The organism is Humidesulfovibrio sp. (assembly GCF_030689645.1).
Taxonomy (GTDB): Bacteria; Desulfobacterota; Desulfovibrionia; order Desulfovibrionales; family Desulfovibrionaceae; genus Humidesulfovibrio.
On the sequence record NZ_JAUYFU010000048.1, the window covers coordinates 121873 to 139389 of the forward strand.

At 57.9% G+C, this 17517-nt stretch carries 22 protein-coding genes; 8 read left to right on the forward strand and 14 right to left on the reverse strand.

What is annotated here, in order from left to right; translation table 11 throughout:
• The first annotated feature begins 21 nt into the window (after window positions 1-21).
• From Q8O35_RS07370 to dapA, 8 genes are all read left to right on the forward strand, one after another.
• A complete protein-coding gene (locus tag Q8O35_RS07370; RefSeq protein WP_305571993.1) occupies window positions 22-837 on the forward strand; it encodes a hemolysin family protein in 816 nt (271 codons plus the stop codon).
• Window positions 794-2374 (forward strand): apolipoprotein N-acyltransferase, encoded by a 1581-nt coding sequence (lnt, locus tag Q8O35_RS07375; protein ID WP_305571994.1) that lies wholly within the window; start codon window positions 794-796, stop codon window positions 2372-2374. Before Q8O35_RS07370 ends, lnt begins: the two co-directional genes overlap by 44 nt.
• A gap of 22 nt (window positions 2375-2396) precedes the next feature.
• Window positions 2397-3525, forward strand: a protein-coding gene (prfB, locus tag Q8O35_RS07380; protein WP_305571995.1) for a peptide chain release factor 2 whose coding sequence is annotated in 2 segments (ribosomal slippage) — window positions 2397-2471 and window positions 2473-3525 — 1128 coding nt in all. Because the reading frame shifts where the segments join, the coding sequence is not laid out codon by codon here.
• Complete coding sequence (locus Q8O35_RS07385; protein ID WP_305571996.1) at window positions 3515-4210, forward strand: GGDEF domain-containing protein; 696 nt, start codon at window positions 3515-3517, stop codon at window positions 4208-4210. The genes prfB and Q8O35_RS07385 overlap by 11 nt, the downstream gene beginning before the upstream one ends.
• A 16-nt stretch (window positions 4211-4226) precedes the next feature.
• Window positions 4227-5048, forward strand: a complete 822-nt coding sequence (locus Q8O35_RS07390) for a MinD/ParA family protein (RefSeq protein ID WP_305571997.1) — start codon at window positions 4227-4229, stop codon at window positions 5046-5048.
• Window positions 5049-5164: 116 nt separating this feature from the next.
• Complete coding sequence (locus Q8O35_RS07395; RefSeq protein ID WP_305571998.1) at window positions 5165-5440, forward strand: HU family DNA-binding protein; 276 nt, start codon at window positions 5165-5167, stop codon at window positions 5438-5440.
• Between the two features lie 407 nt (window positions 5441-5847).
• Window positions 5848-6321 carry a hypothetical protein gene (locus Q8O35_RS07400; RefSeq protein ID WP_305571999.1) on the forward strand — a complete coding sequence of 158 codons (474 nt, stop codon included), beginning with the start codon at window positions 5848-5850 and terminating at the stop codon, window positions 6319-6321.
• Between the two features lie 12 nt (window positions 6322-6333).
• Window positions 6334-7212 (forward strand): 4-hydroxy-tetrahydrodipicolinate synthase, encoded by an 879-nt coding sequence (gene dapA / locus Q8O35_RS07405; protein ID WP_305572000.1) that lies wholly within the window; start codon window positions 6334-6336, stop codon window positions 7210-7212.
• Window positions 7213-7277: 65 nt separating this feature from the next.
• On the opposite strand, the gene Q8O35_RS14840 is transcribed toward dapA, so the two are convergent.
• From Q8O35_RS14840 to kdsA, 14 genes are all read right to left on the reverse strand, one after another.
• The gene (locus tag Q8O35_RS14840; protein ID WP_371133106.1) at window positions 7278-7511 is read right to left on the reverse strand and encodes a DUF2798 domain-containing protein; all 234 of its coding nucleotides are present in this window, start codon (window positions 7509-7511) and stop codon (window positions 7278-7280) included.
• Window positions 7512-7619: 108 nt separating this feature from the next.
• Window positions 7620-8543, reverse strand: coding sequence for a manganese-dependent inorganic pyrophosphatase (locus Q8O35_RS07410; protein WP_305572001.1), 924 nt, complete (start codon window positions 8541-8543; stop codon window positions 7620-7622).
• 92 nt (window positions 8544-8635) lie between these two features.
• The gene (locus Q8O35_RS07415) at window positions 8636-9310 is read right to left on the reverse strand and encodes a PTS sugar transporter subunit IIC (protein ID WP_305572002.1); all 675 of its coding nucleotides are present in this window, start codon (window positions 9308-9310) and stop codon (window positions 8636-8638) included.
• 25 nt (window positions 9311-9335) lie between these two features.
• Window positions 9336-9797 (reverse strand): PTS sugar transporter subunit IIB, encoded by a 462-nt coding sequence (locus tag Q8O35_RS07420; RefSeq protein WP_305572003.1) that lies wholly within the window; start codon window positions 9795-9797, stop codon window positions 9336-9338.
• 10 nt (window positions 9798-9807) lie between these two features.
• Window positions 9808-10245 (reverse strand): PTS sugar transporter subunit IIA, encoded by a 438-nt coding sequence (locus Q8O35_RS07425; RefSeq protein WP_305572004.1) that lies wholly within the window; start codon window positions 10243-10245, stop codon window positions 9808-9810.
• A 52-nt stretch (window positions 10246-10297) separates the two neighbouring features.
• On the reverse strand, window positions 10298-11185 hold the full coding sequence (gene rapZ, locus Q8O35_RS07430; RefSeq protein ID WP_305572005.1) for an RNase adapter RapZ: 888 nt from the start codon (window positions 11183-11185) through the stop codon (window positions 10298-10300).
• Between the two features lie 11 nt (window positions 11186-11196).
• Window positions 11197-11646: a PTS sugar transporter subunit IIA gene (locus Q8O35_RS07435; RefSeq protein WP_305572006.1), complete on the reverse strand. Its 450-nt coding sequence runs from the start codon at window positions 11644-11646 to the stop codon at window positions 11197-11199.
• A 2-nt stretch (window positions 11647-11648) separates the two neighbouring features.
• A complete protein-coding gene (gene hpf, locus Q8O35_RS07440; protein ID WP_305572007.1) occupies window positions 11649-12191 on the reverse strand; it encodes a ribosome hibernation-promoting factor, HPF/YfiA family in 543 nt (180 codons plus the stop codon).
• Window positions 12192-12230: 39 nt separating this feature from the next.
• Entirely contained in the window at window positions 12231-13676 is a 1446-nt protein-coding gene (rpoN, locus tag Q8O35_RS07445) for an RNA polymerase factor sigma-54 (protein ID WP_305572008.1), read from the reverse strand.
• Window positions 13677-13957: 281 nt separating this feature from the next.
• A complete protein-coding gene (gene lptB, locus Q8O35_RS07450) occupies window positions 13958-14680 on the reverse strand; it encodes an LPS export ABC transporter ATP-binding protein (protein WP_305572009.1) in 723 nt (240 codons plus the stop codon).
• Complete coding sequence (locus tag Q8O35_RS07455; RefSeq protein ID WP_305572010.1) at window positions 14680-15600, reverse strand: LptA/OstA family protein; 921 nt, start codon at window positions 15598-15600, stop codon at window positions 14680-14682. Before Q8O35_RS07455 ends, lptB begins: the two co-directional genes overlap by 1 nt.
• On the reverse strand, window positions 15597-16178 hold the full coding sequence (gene lptC, locus Q8O35_RS07460) for an LPS export ABC transporter periplasmic protein LptC (RefSeq protein WP_305572011.1): 582 nt from the start codon (window positions 16176-16178) through the stop codon (window positions 15597-15599). Before lptC ends, Q8O35_RS07455 begins: the two co-directional genes overlap by 4 nt.
• Window positions 16179-16181: 3 nt before the next feature.
• Entirely contained in the window at window positions 16182-16709 is a 528-nt protein-coding gene (locus Q8O35_RS07465) for an HAD family hydrolase (RefSeq protein ID WP_305572012.1), read from the reverse strand.
• Entirely contained in the window at window positions 16702-17517 is an 816-nt protein-coding gene (gene kdsA / locus Q8O35_RS07470; protein ID WP_305572013.1) for a 3-deoxy-8-phosphooctulonate synthase, read from the reverse strand. Before kdsA ends, Q8O35_RS07465 begins: the two co-directional genes overlap by 8 nt.

Consider the following 17517-nt stretch of genomic DNA (forward strand, 5'->3'; position numbering starts at 1 on the left):
GCATAAAAGAGGAGCCCAGTCTTGGACGAAGGGTCAAACGGCACAATAATTTCGGCCATCCGCAATCTTTTCCGCAAATCTGATTCCCCCTTGGACGAGATGTTCAAGGATGCGGTGGCCGAAGGCGAGATCAAAAGCGACGACGTGCGCATCCTGCAAAACGTCATCGACCTCGAAGACCGGCGCGTCAGCGAGATAATGATCCCCAGGCCGGACATCATATGCGCCGAGCAAGACAGCACTTTGGCCGAAGTGGCGGAGCTGATCATACAACACGGCCATTCACGTATTCCCATCTACCGAGACAACCGCGACCACATGGCGGGGGTGGTCCACGCGAAGGACGTCCTCGGCCCTTTGCTGTTGCCTGCCGGCGAGCAGCCCTCCGTCACCAGCATCATGCGCCCTGTGCATTTCGTGCCAGAGACCACAAACCTCAAAAGCCTGCTGCACGATATGCAGTCACGCAAGATCCATCTTGTCGTCGCCTTGGACGAGTACGGCGGCACAGCCGGCATGCTCACCATGGAAGACGTGCTGGAGCAGATCGTGGGTGAAATCGGCGACGAGTATGACGCCTTGCGGCCAGAGGACGTTCAAGAACTGCCGGACGGCAGCCAAATCGTCTCAGGCCGCGTCTCCCTTGATGAGATCAACGAACTTTTCGGGCTTGACCTTTCCTCGGACCTGGTGGAAAGCATCGGCGGCCATTTGAGCGAAATCGCCGGGCATATTCCGGCAAAGGGCGAGAACTTCGATCTGGGCGGTTGGCGTTTCCAGGTGCATGAAGCCGATGCCAAGCATATCGAAAGCCTGCGCGTGCTGCGCGCGGAATAGGACGCCTGTGCTTCACTCTCCTATCTTCTGGACCCTTGCCGCCGGCCTCGGGGTTCTGTTTGGCTATGCCAATCCCTGGACGCAACTGCCCATAGCTTCTTTGCTTTTGCCCATTGCTCTGGCCTCATTCGGCATGGCTGCCCCAACGCCCTGGACAGCGTTCAAGCACGCTTGGCGCATAGGCTCCGTCGCCAGCTTTGCCTGCTTGTACTGGGTCTACTGGCCGGTTATGTATTACGGCGAGATCCACTGGGCGCTCTCCCTGCCCATGCCTGTGCTGCTGGCAATGGCCATGGGCTGTTACTATGGACTGTTCGGCCTGGCCGCACACCTCTCGAACAGAATTTCGCACGTTTTGGCAACAATGTTTCTCGGCTTTGCCTGGACCGTCATGGAGTTGGCGCAGGCCAGCCTCCTGTCCGGTTTTTCCTGGCTCACGCTGTCCTCGGCCTTCGTCAGCTGGCCCATGGTGGTACAGGCCGCCTCGGTCATCGGAGCCTACGGCGTATCCGGAGTGCTCGCCGCCATCGCCGTGGGCCTAGTGCTTGGTGTCCGATGCAGAATGTGCCTGCTTGTTCCTCTTTGCGGAACGTTGGCCTTGCTTGTTTTTGGCTGGCAGCGCATGGACTCCTATGCCGAAACCACACCGGCGCATAACGTGGCGGTTGTTCAGGGCAACATCGACCAGAGCATCAAATGGGATCCCGCCTACCAGCGATCAACCATGGACACTTACGTGCGCTTGAGCCGCGAGGTCGCAGCCAATTCCAACCCAGAACTCATTGTCTGGCCTGAGACATCCATGCCCTTCTATTTCCAGGACGACACCCCGCTTCGAGCCCCAGCTCTGGAGCTTGTGCGGTCTGGCAAGGCCGCTCTTATAGTTGGAGCGCCCGCCTACGAGCGGACAGCCGCCCCGCGCTCTTTTGTGCTTTTCAACAGGGCATTCTTGCTGAGCGGCGCAGATGCAAAGATGACCTGGTACGACAAGGAGCATCTGGTTCCTTTTGGGGAATATATGCCTTTTTCCAGCATTATTCCCGTGGACAAGATCATTTCCGGCGTTGGCGACTTTGTGCCCGGCAAGAATGAGCAGGCCCTTAAAAGCGGCGATCTTGCCCTTGGCATGCTCATCTGCTATGAGGCCATATTCGCTGAGCTCGCCCAGGAGCGCGTCGCACAGGGCGCAAACCTGCTCATCAACATCAGCAATGATGCTTGGTTCGGCTCCACCTCGGCGCCGCATCAGCACTTGCAGTTGACCGCTCTTCGGGCCATTGAGCAAGGCCGTTACATAGTGCGCAGCACCAACACCGGACTGTCCGCGTTCATCGATCCTCTCGGCAGGATCAAGCTTGCCGGACCACAGTTTCAGCAACTTGCCACATCCGGCATGGTGCACACGCGCACGGAACTGACGCAGTTCCACGTCCTCTATGGCTACCTGCTCATGGGCCTGGGGGCGCTGGCCGTCTTGTTCGCCATACTCATCATCCGGGGCGTTGGCCGCCCTGGCCAAAACCACAGCCTGCGCTAACAGCGCTGCACAAGACACGAAAATGCTGCAATTCGCCGATCTCAAGACCCAGGGCCTGTCCCTGCAGGAACAGTTCGAAACGCTCTGGGGGCGTCTTTGACTCCGCGGAATCCCGCGAACGCCTTTTGGAAATCGAGGCCCAGCTCTCCAAACCCGGTGCCTGGGACAAGCCTGAACTTCTGACCCCAGTCCTGCGCGAAAAGAGCGCCCTGGAATTCAAGCTCGGCATGTTCCGAGACCTGGAACAAGCCAAGACCAATGTTGACGAATGGCTGCTGCTCGCCCAGGAGGACCAGGGTCAGGACGCCCTGGAGGCCCTGAACGAAAACCTGGCCCTGCTGCAGAAGCGCCTTGACGACACGGAGCTGGCCACCCTGCTGAACGGGCCAGACGACAACACCCCTGCCATCCTTGAAATCCACCCTGGGGCAGGCGGGGTCGACGCCCAGGATTGGGCGGAAATGCTCTTGCGCATGTACCTGCGCTGGGCCGAGTCACGCGGCTTCCAGGTGGTCGAGCTGGACCGCTTATATGGCGACGAGGCAGGCATCAAGAGCGTCACACTTCAAATCACAGGTCCGTATGCCTACGGTCTGCTCAAGGGCGAGGCGGGCATCCACCGGCTCATCCGCATATCCCCCTTTGACGCCTCAGGGCGACGGCACACGGCCTTTGCCTCTGTTGACGCATACCCGGACATTGATACCAACATCGAAATCGACGTCCGCGAAGAGGACTTGCGAATCGACGTTTTCCGTGCAAGCGGACCCGGCGGACAGCACGTGAACCGCACCAATTCCGCTGTGCGCATCACCCACCTGCCCTCCAATATCGTGGTGCAGTGCCAGAACGAAAAGTCACAGCTCAAGAACAAGATTCTTGCCATGAAGGTCCTGAAGGCGCGTCTCTACGAGCGTGAGATAAAGGAACTGGAGGCCAGCAAAAAGGCCGATTACGCCAGTAAGGACGCCATCGCATTCGGCAGTCAAATCCGAACGTACACGCTCCAGCCCTACCGCCTGGTGAAGGACCACCGCTGCGGCCATGAGGACTCAAGTGTGGACGCCGTGCTGGACGGACGCCTTGATGAGTTCCTGCGCGCCACCCTGCTGCATGTGCACGGCGGGAAGAAGAGCGGCCATGGAGGATGACGATTTGCTGCGCGAGCTTAGCTGCATAAATTCTGCCTTCGAAAATAGGGGCCCCGGTGTAAGCAACAGCTCCTTGTGCCTCTACCGGGTTGTCAGCGGTCTTTCACCAGAAGCCTGGCTGGAGCTCAAGCAGCAGCTTGATTTGGACGCCTGGAGCGCCGCGCCGCCTGACGCAGTGCCTGCTGTTTCCAGCGAGGCCCGCCTGAAGCGCTTCCTGACGCGCGAGATGGACCGCGCCAGGCTGTGCCAGCTTCCCCTCGCCTTGGCTTTGGTGGAGCCGGAGCACACAGACATTTCCGACACGGTGTTCGATCTTGCACGCGCGCAACTTCGCAGCTTCGACCACGCAGCCTGCCTTGACAGTGGCATTATCGCGGTGGTGCTCTCCGGCACCCCGCTTGCCTCAGCAGAACGGCTCCTCGGTGCCATGCTGCGGCGCATCCGCCAAGTCTGTGAGCCGTCACTGGTTTGCTCCGCCGGGCTGGTGGGCTATGGCGGGCTGATGCAGCTCACAGCCGAGGCGCTCCTTGCGTGCGCAAACGATACCCTTGAGGGCGCGCGCCGCATGGGGGGAAACCGCCTGGAGGTTGCACCCAGCGCAGATGCCGTGCTGGCCTCGCGCGAGACCCTGGTGCGCGCAAGCGAGAAGCATTTCCTTTTTACCGGCAGAAAGCTGCCAGAGTAGCAGGATCGATATAATCATGGACGCCATCAACCCCGGCAAGACTGTCAGCCTCTGCATCATGAGCGGCAAAGGCGGCGTGGGCAAAACGAATCTATCCTTAAATCTTGGTTTTGCCCTGCGCGACATGGGCCACAAGCTGCTGCTCATGGACTGCGACCTGGGCCTGGCCAACCTGGACGTGCTTCTGGGGCTGGCGCCGGACAAGAACCTTCAGGACATGCTGGCAGGATCTGCCCACTTCTCCGAGGTGGTGCAGACCGTTGAGCCTGGATTGGACATCCTGCCTGCCGCAAGCGGCGTGCCAGAAATGGTCGAGATGGACCAGAACCAGCAGAGCGCGCTTTTTGACAAGCTCACCGACCTGATTTCGGCCTATGAATTCCTGATTCTGGACCTTGGCGCAGGCATCAGCGGCACGGTCTTGTCCCTTGCGCGCATGGCGCAAATGCGGGTGGTTCTTGTCACGCCCGAACCAACGTCCCTCACTGATGGCTACGCCATCATAAAGGTGCTGCACTCGCGCTACGGCGTTCGCGACTTCCTTGTTGTGGTAAACCAGGCCACAGCCCAGGAGGCCAAAGAGACATTCCAGCGCCTCAACCTGGCCTGCAAGAACTTCCTGGGCTTTGAACTGGTGAACCTAGGGCACGTCCGGTTGGACCGCACCATGACCGACGCCGTAATCCACCAGACCCCGCTGGCGCGACACGCCCCGAACTGCGGCGCTGTGAAGGACATCACAGCTCTGGCTGGACGAGTGGCGAGGTATCGCGAGGACAATCTCGAAGCCATTTCCGGACGCAGGGCGCTTAAGCAAATTCCTCTTCCCCCAACCTAACGAAACCCTTGACGGAATACCTACTTTTTCGGCATAGGAGGGATACATGTTTCTAAGTACCCCCCACAGAGCCTGTGGCACGGTGCCACGAACTGCCCAACAATAGGGAGCGGTCCATGAATAAAAGTGAACTTATCAAGGCACTGTCGGAAGAGAAAAAGCTGCACGTCGACGATGCTACCAGGGTTGTCAGTGCTTTTTTCGACTCCATCAAGGATGCCCTTGTCGCTGGCGACAGGGTCGAAATCCGTGGCTTTGGAAGCTTCAAGGTCAAAGACTACGAAGGTTACACAGGACGCAATCCCAAGACCGGAACTGTGGTCGAGGTTCACCCCAAGCGACTGCCTTTCTTCCGTCCGGGCAAAGAACTCAAGGAGTTCATCAACGACTAATGATCAGATCACTGTTTTTTCTCATCATATTAACTCTGGCTGCAGCAACGCAAGCCATAGCGGGTGGGCCTAGGCTCACCTTGCTTTTTTGTGCGAACACAGAAGGTGAAGTTCGCCCCTGCCCCACTTGAGGTGGCAAGACCTCGGGGGGACTGGCCCGGCGGGCCAGCGCGCAATCAACCTTCAAGAAAGGTGCAACCAGAGAGTCTCCCGTCTATTTTTTGGCCGGGGCCTTCGAATTTGTCCAGCCTGAGGCAGCAACTCCACCATCGCGCAAGCGTCTTGAGTTCATGGCAAAGGCCTTTGATCTGCTACACCACGACCTGCTCTTCGTGACCCCTTACGAACGCAGCGTTTTGGCAAAGGCGGGCGTAGCTCCCAGAGCTTCATGGCGAGGCTCTGGGCGTTTGGAGCAACACATCCTGCAGACTGCTGGCGGTCCCAGAATCGCAGTGCTCCTGCTGCCGCCACTGCCCAAAGGCGCCAAGGACGTGCCGCAGAACCTTATTCATCAAGTAGAAAACGCTGTGCATGGTCTGCGAGGCACGGTGAAGCTTATTGTGGCCATGAGCCCCTGGGGGTATGCGCAAGAGCAGGAGCTTTTGAAGGCCAAGGGCCCCCTTCCAGACGTCCTGCTGGGGTCCGGGCCGGGCATCGGCCTTGTGGGCACGCTGGCCAACGGCAGCAAGACCGCCTGGGTGCGATCATTTGCTCAAGGCAAATCCGTGTTGCGCATTGAAGTGCTGGCCTGGCCTGATGAGATTTCCACTTTCAAATGGACGGAAGAGCAAAATATTCGTATGACCCTTTTCGGGCTCACTGATCAGTATCAGGAAAACCCGCAGTTGCTGACGCTTATGCAACATATGGGCACAGACTAGAAGGAGGATTGAATGAGTTTTCGCGGCGCGTTTACCGCACTGGTGACGCCGTTCAAAAACGGCGCAGTGGACGAGGAGGCTTACAGAGCCTTCATCGAATGGCAGATCGAACAAGGCATCGACGGAGTCGTCCCTTGCGGCACTACCGGCGAAGCTGCCACCCTGTCTCATGCCGAGCAGGGTCAGGTCATCAAGATCTGCGTGGACCAGGTAAAAGGTCGGGTGCCTGTCATCGCTGGCGCCGGGTCAAACAACACCCGTGAGGCCATTGAACTGGTAGCTTTGGCCAAACAGGCCGGTGCCGACGCCGTGCTGCTCATCACTCCGTACTACAACAAACCCACGCCCGATGGCCTGGTGGCCCACTTCAAGGCCATCGCCGCCGAAGCGCCCATGCCATCAATCGTGTACAATGTGCCCGGACGCACAGGCCTGAACATGCTTCCAAAGACCCTTGCGCGCATCGCAAAGGAAGTGCCTGAGGTCATCGGCGTCAAAGAGGCCACGGGCGACATCAAGCAAGGCACTGAAGTCATTGAGGCCATGGGACGGGACTTCATCGTCCTGTCCGGCGACGACTTCACCGTGCTGCCGCTTTTGGCTGCCGGCGGCCATGGCACCATCTCCGTCACATCAAACGTCATGCCGGGAAAAATGTCGGGCATGATCGCGGCGTTCAACAAACGCGACACGGCTCGCGCCCAGGCCTTGAACCTGGAGATGATGCCGGTGAACCGGGCCATGTTCCTTGAAACCAACCCGATTCCGGTCAAGACCGCCCTCTCGCTCATGGGCAAGATGAACCTGGAGTTCCGCTTGCCCCTGGTTCCCCTTGAACCGTGCCACCTGGATCAGCTCAAAAAGATCCTGGCTGAAAGCGGCCTGATTTAAATGTAGGGCGAAACAAAGCCCCCCGAACACTCGAACGCCCTGGCCGCAAGACCAGGGCGTTTTTATTACTGTGGCGGGCAGGAACAGGTAGCAAAAAGGCGTTGGACCACGGGCAGCATGAGGAACATGACCGGATAGGCCACGGCCCAGGAAATGAGCCAGGGCAAGGGCCATGTGTCCCAGAATGCGACTAAGCCCACGGCGCGGAGAGTTTCGATGGCCGAGACGAGGCACGTCATACAGCAACTGACAATAAGCGGCACAATCATCCGTGCATACTTCTCGTGCAGACGTTTCATTGCATACGCTTAGGATCTGTCTCCCAAAACTGTCAATGAAGGGTGCCGAGCCGCAAAAAAAACGGGCCCCCGAAGGAGCCCGTCTGAATAATCAATCGCGCCGTGGAACTAGGCGAAAGCCTTTTCCATGGGGGGCACGACCTGCTTCTTACGGCTCATGCAGCCGTCAACCCACATGGAGTTGAGCGCGCCGCCGAGCTTGGCGCCGAAGGCGTTCTCAACCAGGGAACCGTCCTGGGAGACCACGAGGATCTCGGAGCCTTCCTTCATGATGTCGGTGAGCAGCAGCATGACGGTGTGACGGCCGTCAGCCTGCAGCTTCTTGCACTCTTCAACCAGAGCGGGCTTGATCTTGTCGAGCAAGGTCAGGTCGAGCACTTCAACCTGGCCGATGCCGACCTTCTTGCCACCCATGTTGAAATCCTTGTAGTCGCGGTTCATCAGGTCGACAGCGGGGATGCCCTCGACGGAACCCTTGATCTTCAGCATGTCCATGCCCAGGGCCTTGTAGTCGGCAACGCCGGCGATCTTGGCCAGAGCCTCGACAGCCTTCTTGTCGGCGTCGGTGCAGGTGGGGGACTTGAACAGAACGGTGTCGTTCAGGATGGCGAGCATAATGGCGCCGGCGATGTTCTTCGGAATTTCGATGCCGTAGAACTCGTACATGGCCTTGATGACGGTGCCGGTGCAGCCCACGGGCCAAACCCACATTTCAAGCGGGTTGGAGGTGGTCACGTCGCCCAGCTTGTGGTGGTCGACGACGAGAACAACTTTGCCCTTGTCAAGGTTGTCCAGGGCCTGGGACAGCTCGGTGGTGTCGACCAGGGCGATGTCCTTGCCGGTGGCGTCGGTCTCAATGGCGGGAGCGGCCAGACCGAAAGTCTTCAGCACGAACTCGGTGTCCGGGGTGCAGGGGCCCTGGGCCACGGCCACGGCTTCCATGCCGCGCTTGCTCAGCAGATCGGCAACGGCGATGGCGGCGGTGATGGTATCGCAATCCGGATTTTTGTGACCAGCAACGATAATAGCCATGAATGTCCTCCTAAAAAATTATGTGTATGCCACGAATGTCCATTCCTCACGGACGATTGTTCCATTTATCACAAGACAATTTGTTTGCCAAGTCAGAAGATGCCGAGGAAGCGTAAAATTCCCAAGGCAAACGCGCCCGCAGCAACGGAAAGATACAAACTGCGGAGTCGTAGCGCCAGTAGTCCGCCGACGCTTGAAGCAATAAGAAGCTGGCTCCAGGTGAGCTTGAGCGATGCCAAATCCGGACCATACTGGCGCAGGGCAAACCCGGTCAGCAGGGCAAGGCCCCCTGCCCCAACCATAAAGAACAACCAGTTCATCATAACCTTGCTTGCAAGGGTTCCAATCAGAAGTCTGCCTGGAACGCCGGTGTCAAGTGGCTTGCGAACCCATTGCAGCACGCCCCCGTATGAACGGTTGAGGCGATCGCGCATGGTCCGCTCAAGCCGCGTACCGAACCAAGCCATGGGCAGCCCCGCCAAAAGAGCCAAGCTCACCAGCGGGAGAGTGTCAAGACCGTAGTAGTTGCTGATGAGCAAGGCTGTAAAGGTCGCAGCCGTCATATGAGGAGGAATGAAGGTCCCAACGGGTATGAAGTCGAGCCAGAGCAGCTCGTAAAAGATGGCGACCTGGAGGCTTGTCTCCAGGTCGCCCACAAAAACTCCCCAAAGAAGGCCGACAACAAGAGGCCGTTCAAAAAGGCCGATGCTTACCGAAAAACGAAAGAGCGAGAACAGGGCAAAAAAAAACCAATCGTGGCGAACCACAAGGGGCCGGTCATGTTCGCGTCGGTCATGCGAACCTCACTGTGACGGGATCGTTTGGCACGCATCGGAAATCAAGTTCAACGCCATTCTCGTGCAGGAATCGAAGACAAGACTCGTCGTCTGGCCCCAAGGAAACACTGGGGGATATTTGCCGTTTGCCAGTGCTATAGTGCAAGTTGCCTACATTTAGGATTGAGATATCCAACCCCTTTTCGAAGGCGCGCCGGACGTCAAGGCAGGTTGAAAAGAGCAGCAAGGTGGATTCACGGCCAGGGGAAGCAAGACGCGCATCACCGGCAAGGGCGTCGATGGACAAAAAGGCGCTTTCTACGGCGCGCGGTATGGCCAGTGACATGATTTCCTGCTGCAATTCATCCTGGGCCAAGTCGTCGTTGCCCACAATGATGCTCCGGACGCCCATGTAGGGCACCCAGGCCTCCACCACTTGGCCATGGATGAGTCTGTTATCCACTCGAACCCAGAACACTTGCCCTCTCCTAGGCTTTTTTGCGGAGCATCTCGCCCGGCACCACGATGCCCTGCAAGCCGGCCGCTTTGGCCTGGGCCGCCAGATCGGACAGAGACGCAGTGCGGGACTGCAGCACCTTAAGCAACATGGGCAAATTCACTCCGGCCACAACCTCGATATTGCCGAGCTTTCGCAGGGACAGGCTCAAGGTGGTTGGCGTACCGCCAAACAAATCCGTAAGCACCAGCACGCCTATGCCAGCCTCAAGTTTAGCAAGCGCGGCCTTGAGATCGCTCACGATTTCATCGACACCGCGAGAAACAAGCACACTTACTGGGTGGATGCCCTGCTGGGGTCCAACAATCATTTGGGCCGCATCTAGCAATGCGGCGCCGAATTCCCCGTGGGTGACAACAAGAACGCCCACCTGCCTGGAATCCGTTCGTAATTCTGTAGTCTCGTCCATTGTCTCGCCTGCGTGCGCATACTGATCACGCACATGGTTCTGGCACGACCGGTCAACCCAGGTCAAAGTGCCGATGCTCCAATGTCACAGAATAGCCTGTGTCGCGCAACGAGGCGAACAACAGCTCGGACATGGCCACGGAACGGTGGCGGCCACCTGTGCAACCGATGGCAACGGCAATGCGGTAGCGTCCCTCGGCTGCGTACATTGGAAGAAGATACTGCAAAAATTCCAAAAGTTTCTGTTTGAAGGTCAGGCCTGGTTCCGATTGAAAAACATAGTCGGCAACCGGGGCGTCCTTACCAGACATCGGCCGCAGATCTGGAACAAAATACGGATTTGGCAAAAACCGGAGATCAAACACAAGGTCCGCCTCAGCGGGCACGCCATACTTGAAACCGAAGCTGATGACATGCACCCGCATCCCCTGCCCGGCATGCTCTTTGGCGCTGAAGCGCTCCTGGATCATGCGGCGCAGATCATGAATGGAATACTCGCTGGTATCAAGCACAAGCTCGGCATCTTTGCGTAGGGGCGCCAGCATGGCTCTTTCCTTCACCAAGGCATGCTCCAGGCCCATCTCCCCGTTTTCCAGGGGATGCGGGCGCCGGGTTGTTGCATACCGTCGCATGAGGGTCGACGCCTTAGCCTCCACAAAAAGCACGCGAACAAAAATACCCTTAACTGAAAGCTCCTGTACAGCATCATTCCACTGATCCAGGAAATCGTGCTGACGCAAATCCATTCCAAGAGCAAGACCGCGGTGCTTGGAATCCTTGCCAAGAAACAGGGCCACCAGTTTGGGCAGCATGGAGGCGGGCAGACCGTCGACACAAAAGTAGCCCAAATCCTCGAAAACATTCAGTGCTGTACTCTTCCCCGAACCGGAAAGCCCGGTGACTACTACGACAGAGAAGGATTCCGAGGGTGCTTGCGCCATGGCCACATGCCTCAATACGACTGCAAAAGCCTGTAAAGAGCGTCGCTGTCGGCCGCCTCGAAGAAGTCCTTGCGGAAGGAGTCGTCCTTTATGAGGCGGGAAATGTGGGCCAGGATACGAAGGTGGATTCCGGTCATCTGCTCCGGCGCGAGAACCAGAAAGAAGATATTGCAGGGCTTGAAATCCAGGGATTCGAAGTCTACCCCGTGAAGACTGCGGCCGACCAGCACGATGATGCTGGAAAGGGCAGGAAGCTTCCCATGAGGGATCGCCACGCCGTCGCCAATGCCAGTGGTGCCGAGACCCTCCCGGTCCAACAGGACCGAGAGGGCGAGATCGGCATCAAGATGGGGATGCCGGACCGCAATGGCTCCGGTCATCTCCCGCAACACCTCGGACTTGGTGGTGGACTTAAGAGTGGGCAGCACCAAGCCGGGATCAAGATACTCGTCAAGCCGCATCGTTAGTTTCCAGGATCAATGAGACCGAAGTCTCCGTTCTTGGTGCGATAAATGACATTTACCCGAGAAGTATCCGCATTACGGAAGACCAGGAATTCAAACTTGAGGCTCTCAAGCTGCATGGCGGCTTCATCAACGCTCATGGGCTTGGGCTCAAAGTTGTCCGTCTCCATGATGGTTGGCGCACGCCCGCCAGCATCTTCAACGAAGCTGATGACATCCATGCGGGCGGCGCGGGGCGTACCGGCGCGGCGACGCTCCTTGTGGCGTTCACGCATGCGCTTCAGCTGGGCCTCAAGCTTATCCAACACCTGGTCGATGGTGGCGTACATGTCTTCAGACTCTTCGTAGGCGGAGATGTGCAAATTGTCCGCGAGAAGCACCACCTCAGCCTTGTGGCGGAACTTTTCAACGGTGAGATTGACCTGCAGCTCCGTCTCAACGGTATCGCCAATGAACTTGACCATCTTCTCGAACCGAGAAGATGCATATTCCTTCAAGTGATCAGAGGGTTCGAAATTCTTGAAGGCGAAAGCGATGTTCATGCAATACCTCCAGGAGGCTTGATGGCGGGCGACGCCTGTTTAAAAAACTTGCTTACGCTTGGAGGAAGACTCGATGTTCATGGCCGTTCGATATTTGGCCACTGTGCGACGTGCGATGTTCACCTCCAGTTTCTGCTTGAGGATCTCGCCTATCTGCTCATCGCTTAAGGGGCGTTTAGGATTCTCCTCGCCGATGAGCTGCTTGATCAGCGCCTTGACGGACTCGGAACCGACCTGGGTTCCATCGTCAAGATCCAGCGCGCTGTTGAAAAAGAACTTGAGTTCATAGATGCCGTGCGGCGTTGCAACATACTTGCTGGTGGTGATGCGGCTGACCGTAGACTCGTGCATGCCGATATCCTCCGCCACCTCCTTCAGGATCAACGGCCGGAGCTTCGTAACGCCATTCTCAAAGAACTCGCGCTGGAATCGAACAATGCTCTCCATCACCTTATACAAGGTCCGCTGCCGCTGGTAAAGACTCTTCATGAGCCACTCCGCGCTGCGCACCTTGTCTTGAAAATAATCCTTCTCAACCGACGTCTTGGCCTTCAAGTTCTCGACATAGAAGGCGTTGAGCTGGAGCCTGGGCATTCCGTCCTCGTTCAACACAATGACAAAATCCTGGCCATGCTTGTACACAAAGACGTCTGGGCTCACGTATTGGGGATCGCCGGAGGAAAAATGCGCTCCAGGCATGGGTTCTAGGGTCTGGAGCAGGTCCAGATACTCCTTCAAATCCTCCATGCTGATGCGAAACTTCTTTGTCAGCGGCTTGTAGCGGTGCTTCTCGAGGTCTTCCAGGTGGTCCCGAACCAGGCTGACGAGAATGGGGTCGCGATCCATGCCCAGGACTTCCATCTGCACCAGCAGACACTCCTGAACGCTGCGCGCAGCAACACCAACCGGGTCCAGACGCTGGATGCGCCGGATGACGGCCTCGATATCTGAAAGATCCACATCGGGAAGCTGTTCGCGCATCTCCTCAGCAGTGGCCTGAAGGTACCCGCGCGAATCAAGGTTGCCGATGATCACATCACCGACAGCAAGATCTCGTTCCGAGAAATTCGACAAACGCATCTGCCACGAAAGATGCCCGTCCAAGCTGGGCTTAGATGTGAGCCGCGCCTCGAAGGATAGTCCCTCTTCAGGCACTTCCAGTTCACGCCCAAGAGACTGCTTCGTGACGCTCGAAAATTCGCCCAAATAGTTTTCCCAGTCGGCATTGCGCATCAGGTCTTCGTCGGCCCTGCTCTGCACGTCATTATGCGCTGATTCGTAATCATCGAGATTATCTGTGGCAGGCGCGGTATCAACGACATCGGGGTCCAGTTCCTCAAGGAAGGGATTCTCCATGAGCTCCTGCTGAATGGATTCAACAAGCTCCAGACGCGATAGCTGCAACAGCTTGATGGCCTGCTGCAACTGCGGTGTCATGACCAGCTGTTGTGTCAGCTTGAGTTGTTGGCGAAGCTCAAGACCCATAGTAGAAAACTGCTGCCTCCACATTCATCGGCGAGGGAAACGCCAAAAAGTTACTTTGTGCTTCAAGTTTGTGTGCGGACATGCTGCCACAGGCGCAAGCCTTGTGCAAGAATTTTCTGGTAACCCATCAAATACACGCACAATTTCAACATGCCCCACGCCGCATGAAAAAAGTGTACCAACCTTCAGGTCTTGTGTAAATCCACAAAACCGAAGATCGCCCCCCCAGAATACTGAGGGGCGCACGCAATACACTATGAAATCAGAGAGGTAATGGAAGATCAGAGACTGAAGGACTCGCCCAGGTACAGCTTGCGGGCCTTGCTGCTCTGCACGATTTCGGTGGGGCTGCCGTCGAGAATGACCATGCCTTCATACACCAGGTACGCGCGGTCGCAAATGTTCAGGGTCTCGCGAACGTTGTGGTCGGAAATGAGAATGCCGATGCCCATCCTTTTGAGCACGGCGATGATTTCCTGGATATCGATGACCGCAATGGGATCAATGCCTGCAAAAGGCTCATCGAGAAGGATGAACTTGGGGTTCACTATGAGCGCACGGGCGATTTCAAGCCGCCTGCGCTCACCGCCGGAGAGGAACATGGCGGGCTGGTTTGCAAGTCGACTGATGTTGAACATATCCAGCAACTCCGCCGCGCGGTCCTTGCGCTGGGCGCGAGTCATGGGCATCTGCTCCAGAATCACATCCAGATTCTTGCGCACCGAGAGCTTCTTAAAAATGGAGCTCTCCTGCGGCAGGTATGAAAGCCCCAGACGGGCGCGCTCATGAAGGGGCATCTCCGTCACGTCCTGACCGTCGAGCACGACTTTGCCTGTGGTCGGGTTCACAACGCCAACGAGCATGTAAAACGTGGTGGTCTTGCCTGCGCCGTTTGGTCCAAGAAGGCCCACAACCTCGCTGTCGTGAATGGTCAGATTGATGTGCCGCACAACCTCGCGGTCGCCATAGCGCTTGGATAGATTTGTGGCGGTCAGCTCAGCCATTATTTCTTGTCCCCCTTAGGCGAGAAGAATATGGCCTCCACACGGCGCTGGGAGCCGCTCAGGACCTCACTGCGGTTCTCTTTCATGTAATACTTGATGATGTCGCCGCGCACAGTGTTTTGCCCTTCGCGCAGGATGGGATTCCCTTCCATGCGCAGCACGCCATCAGCCACATAATACGTCAGGGTGCTGCAAGCGCCCTCGTTCTTGCCAGCCACGAGACGCACATCGCCCTCGGCAACAATGCGGTCGATCTTGCTGTCGCCGCCGGGATCGCCGGGGCCCTTGTCCGCTCCGGGCTTGGGCTGAGCCTTTTGATCCTTGACGAAATAGGCCGTAACCTTGGCCGCCCAGATGGCCATGTCGGCCTGGGTGCCATGCACGTTCCCCTGGAAAACGACAGCGTTCTCAGTCTGGCTGTAAACCATTTTGTCAGAGGTGATGCGCACGGGTTCCTGCTTCGCGCCCGCGGGGGCAGAACCGCCTTGTGATGCGGGCGCGCTCTTGACCTCGCTCTTGATTTCGCCCTTGGTCTCGGCTCTGGCGCCTGATGCGGAAGCGGCCCTGACAGCAGGACTGGCGGCCTGAGGACGATATTGGCTGGCCGGAATGAACAGGCCCGCCTCGGCGTAGCCGATGGCGCGCTTCACGTCGCGCACGGGTTCAGTCATATCGAACAGTGCGATCCATCCGTTTGCCTGCGGAAAATCAACGCGCACGTGGTCGCCAGCCTTGAGGGTTCGCACAAGGGTGGAGGCGGCATCTGGCTTCAGACGGACGCTGACAGCCTTTTCGGCAATTCGCTCCTCGCCCCAGGCCACAGCGACGGGCGCTTCTGCAAAAACCTGCGCACACAGGCACACGAGCAGGAACACGGCTGCACATGCCGTGATGAAAAGCGGTTTCCTGCGTTGCCTCACTGCTTCTTCTCCTTATTGAGCGTTTTCAGGCTGGACGGAACCAGTTCCGCTGCCACTCCGCCCGCTGCTATAAACTCGCGCGTTTCGAGGTTGATCTCGACCGTTGTTGCGTTGACGGAGAAATCCGGCCGACTGATGATGACGCGCCCCTTGAAATATGCCTTTTTCATGGCCCCGATGTAATCAAAGACATCAGACGTGAGGGCGAAATCACCGTAGCGTCCTGCGATATTGTCGCGCAAGGTCATGGTGTTGCCGGACTGGTTCACCTCGCCCGTGTCGGACTTGATGAACACTTCCTCGCGGTCAGATCCAACGTAGGCCGAGAGTTGCGGCCTAATGACCTGCACAATGCGCTGATCCAGACTGTACTCTGCGCTTTTGGCCCGGATTCGCCACAATTCCTTGCCATCGCTGCCCTGCACAAGCTCCAGATCCTCGGCCAGCACATCAGGCTCGACCTTGGTTGCGGGTTTTTCAGCAGTGACGCTGCGGGTCGCGCGCTGCTGGTTGACCACCAGACCGATGGCCAAGCCGAGCAGAAAAATCACGACCACAGTGACAAGAGGCTTGCGCATTCATCAGCTCCACTTCTCCCAGGCTGCGTCGTATTGTCCGCGACAGCGCAGGATGAACATGATGGCCTCGCGGACCGCCCCCTGCCCGCCAGGGCAACGAGAGACCCATTTGGCCAAGGGGAAAATTTCTGGTTGGGCGTTGGGCACAGCCATGGGCAAACCGACAGCGCCCATGATGCCCACATCCACCCAATCATCGCCAAGGTAGGCGACTTCCGAGCGCTCCAATCCAAGTCTTTCACGTATGGCATCCATCAGGGGCACCTTGTCCACGTGTCCTGCGTGGTACTCCGTGATGCCCAGCTCCTGAACCCGCAGTTCCACCGCCCTATGCTTGAGCCCGGTGATGACGGCGATATCCAGCCCGAAGGATTGTGCAATTTTGATTCCAAGGCCGTCCTGAACGTTGAAACGCTTGGTAACATTGCCTTCGTGGTCGTAGTACAGCCCCCCGTCCGTCAACACACCGTCCACGTCCAGGATCAGAAGTTTGACGCCGGAACCTAGGGCAAGAAGTGCATCATCAGGCACTGGGCACGCTCCAGATGGCGATAAGCCGCTTTAAAAGCCCTTCAAGTTGCGCCAGGGGAAGACTGTTTGGCCCATCGCACAGGGCGCGGTCCGGATCCGGGTGGACCTCCAGAAACACGCCGCTGGCGCCTGCCGCAACGGCTGCGCAGGCCAGGGGCCCGACGAATTCGCGCTGCCCACCGGAACTGCCGCCCTGTCCGCCCGGCAGTTGCACGGAATGGGTGGCGTCGAACACCACCGGCGCGCCGAAGCCGCGCATGATGGGGATGCTGCGCATATCCACTACCAGGTTGTTATACCCGAAGCTCGTGCCGCGTTCCGTGAGCCAGAAGCGGCCATTGCCTGTGGAGCGCAGCTTTTCCGTTGCGTTTTTCATGTCCCAGGGGGCGACAAACTGCCCCTTCTTGACGTTGACGATGCGGCCAGTTTCGGCAGCGGCCACCAAAAGATCGGTCTGGCGGCAGAGGAAGGCCGGAATCTGGAGCACATCGGCCACCTGGGCCACGGGCTCGGCCTGCTCCGGCAGGTGGATGTCGGTAACAATGGGCAGGCCTGTGGCTTCACGCACCTCCGCAAGCCAGGACAGCCCCATATCCATCCCAGGACCCCGGAAACTTGTCACCGAGGTCCTGTTGGCTTTGTCGAACGAACTTTTGAAAACGATGGGCAGATCAAGGCGCTTGGAGATAACCGCAAGCTCGCGCGCCACATCAAGGGCAAGCTGACGGCTTTCAAGCACGCACGGGCCAGCCAGGATGAAGGGTCCAGTCAGGCTTTTGGCGTAAAGGGCTGAGCTGTCCTGCGCCAT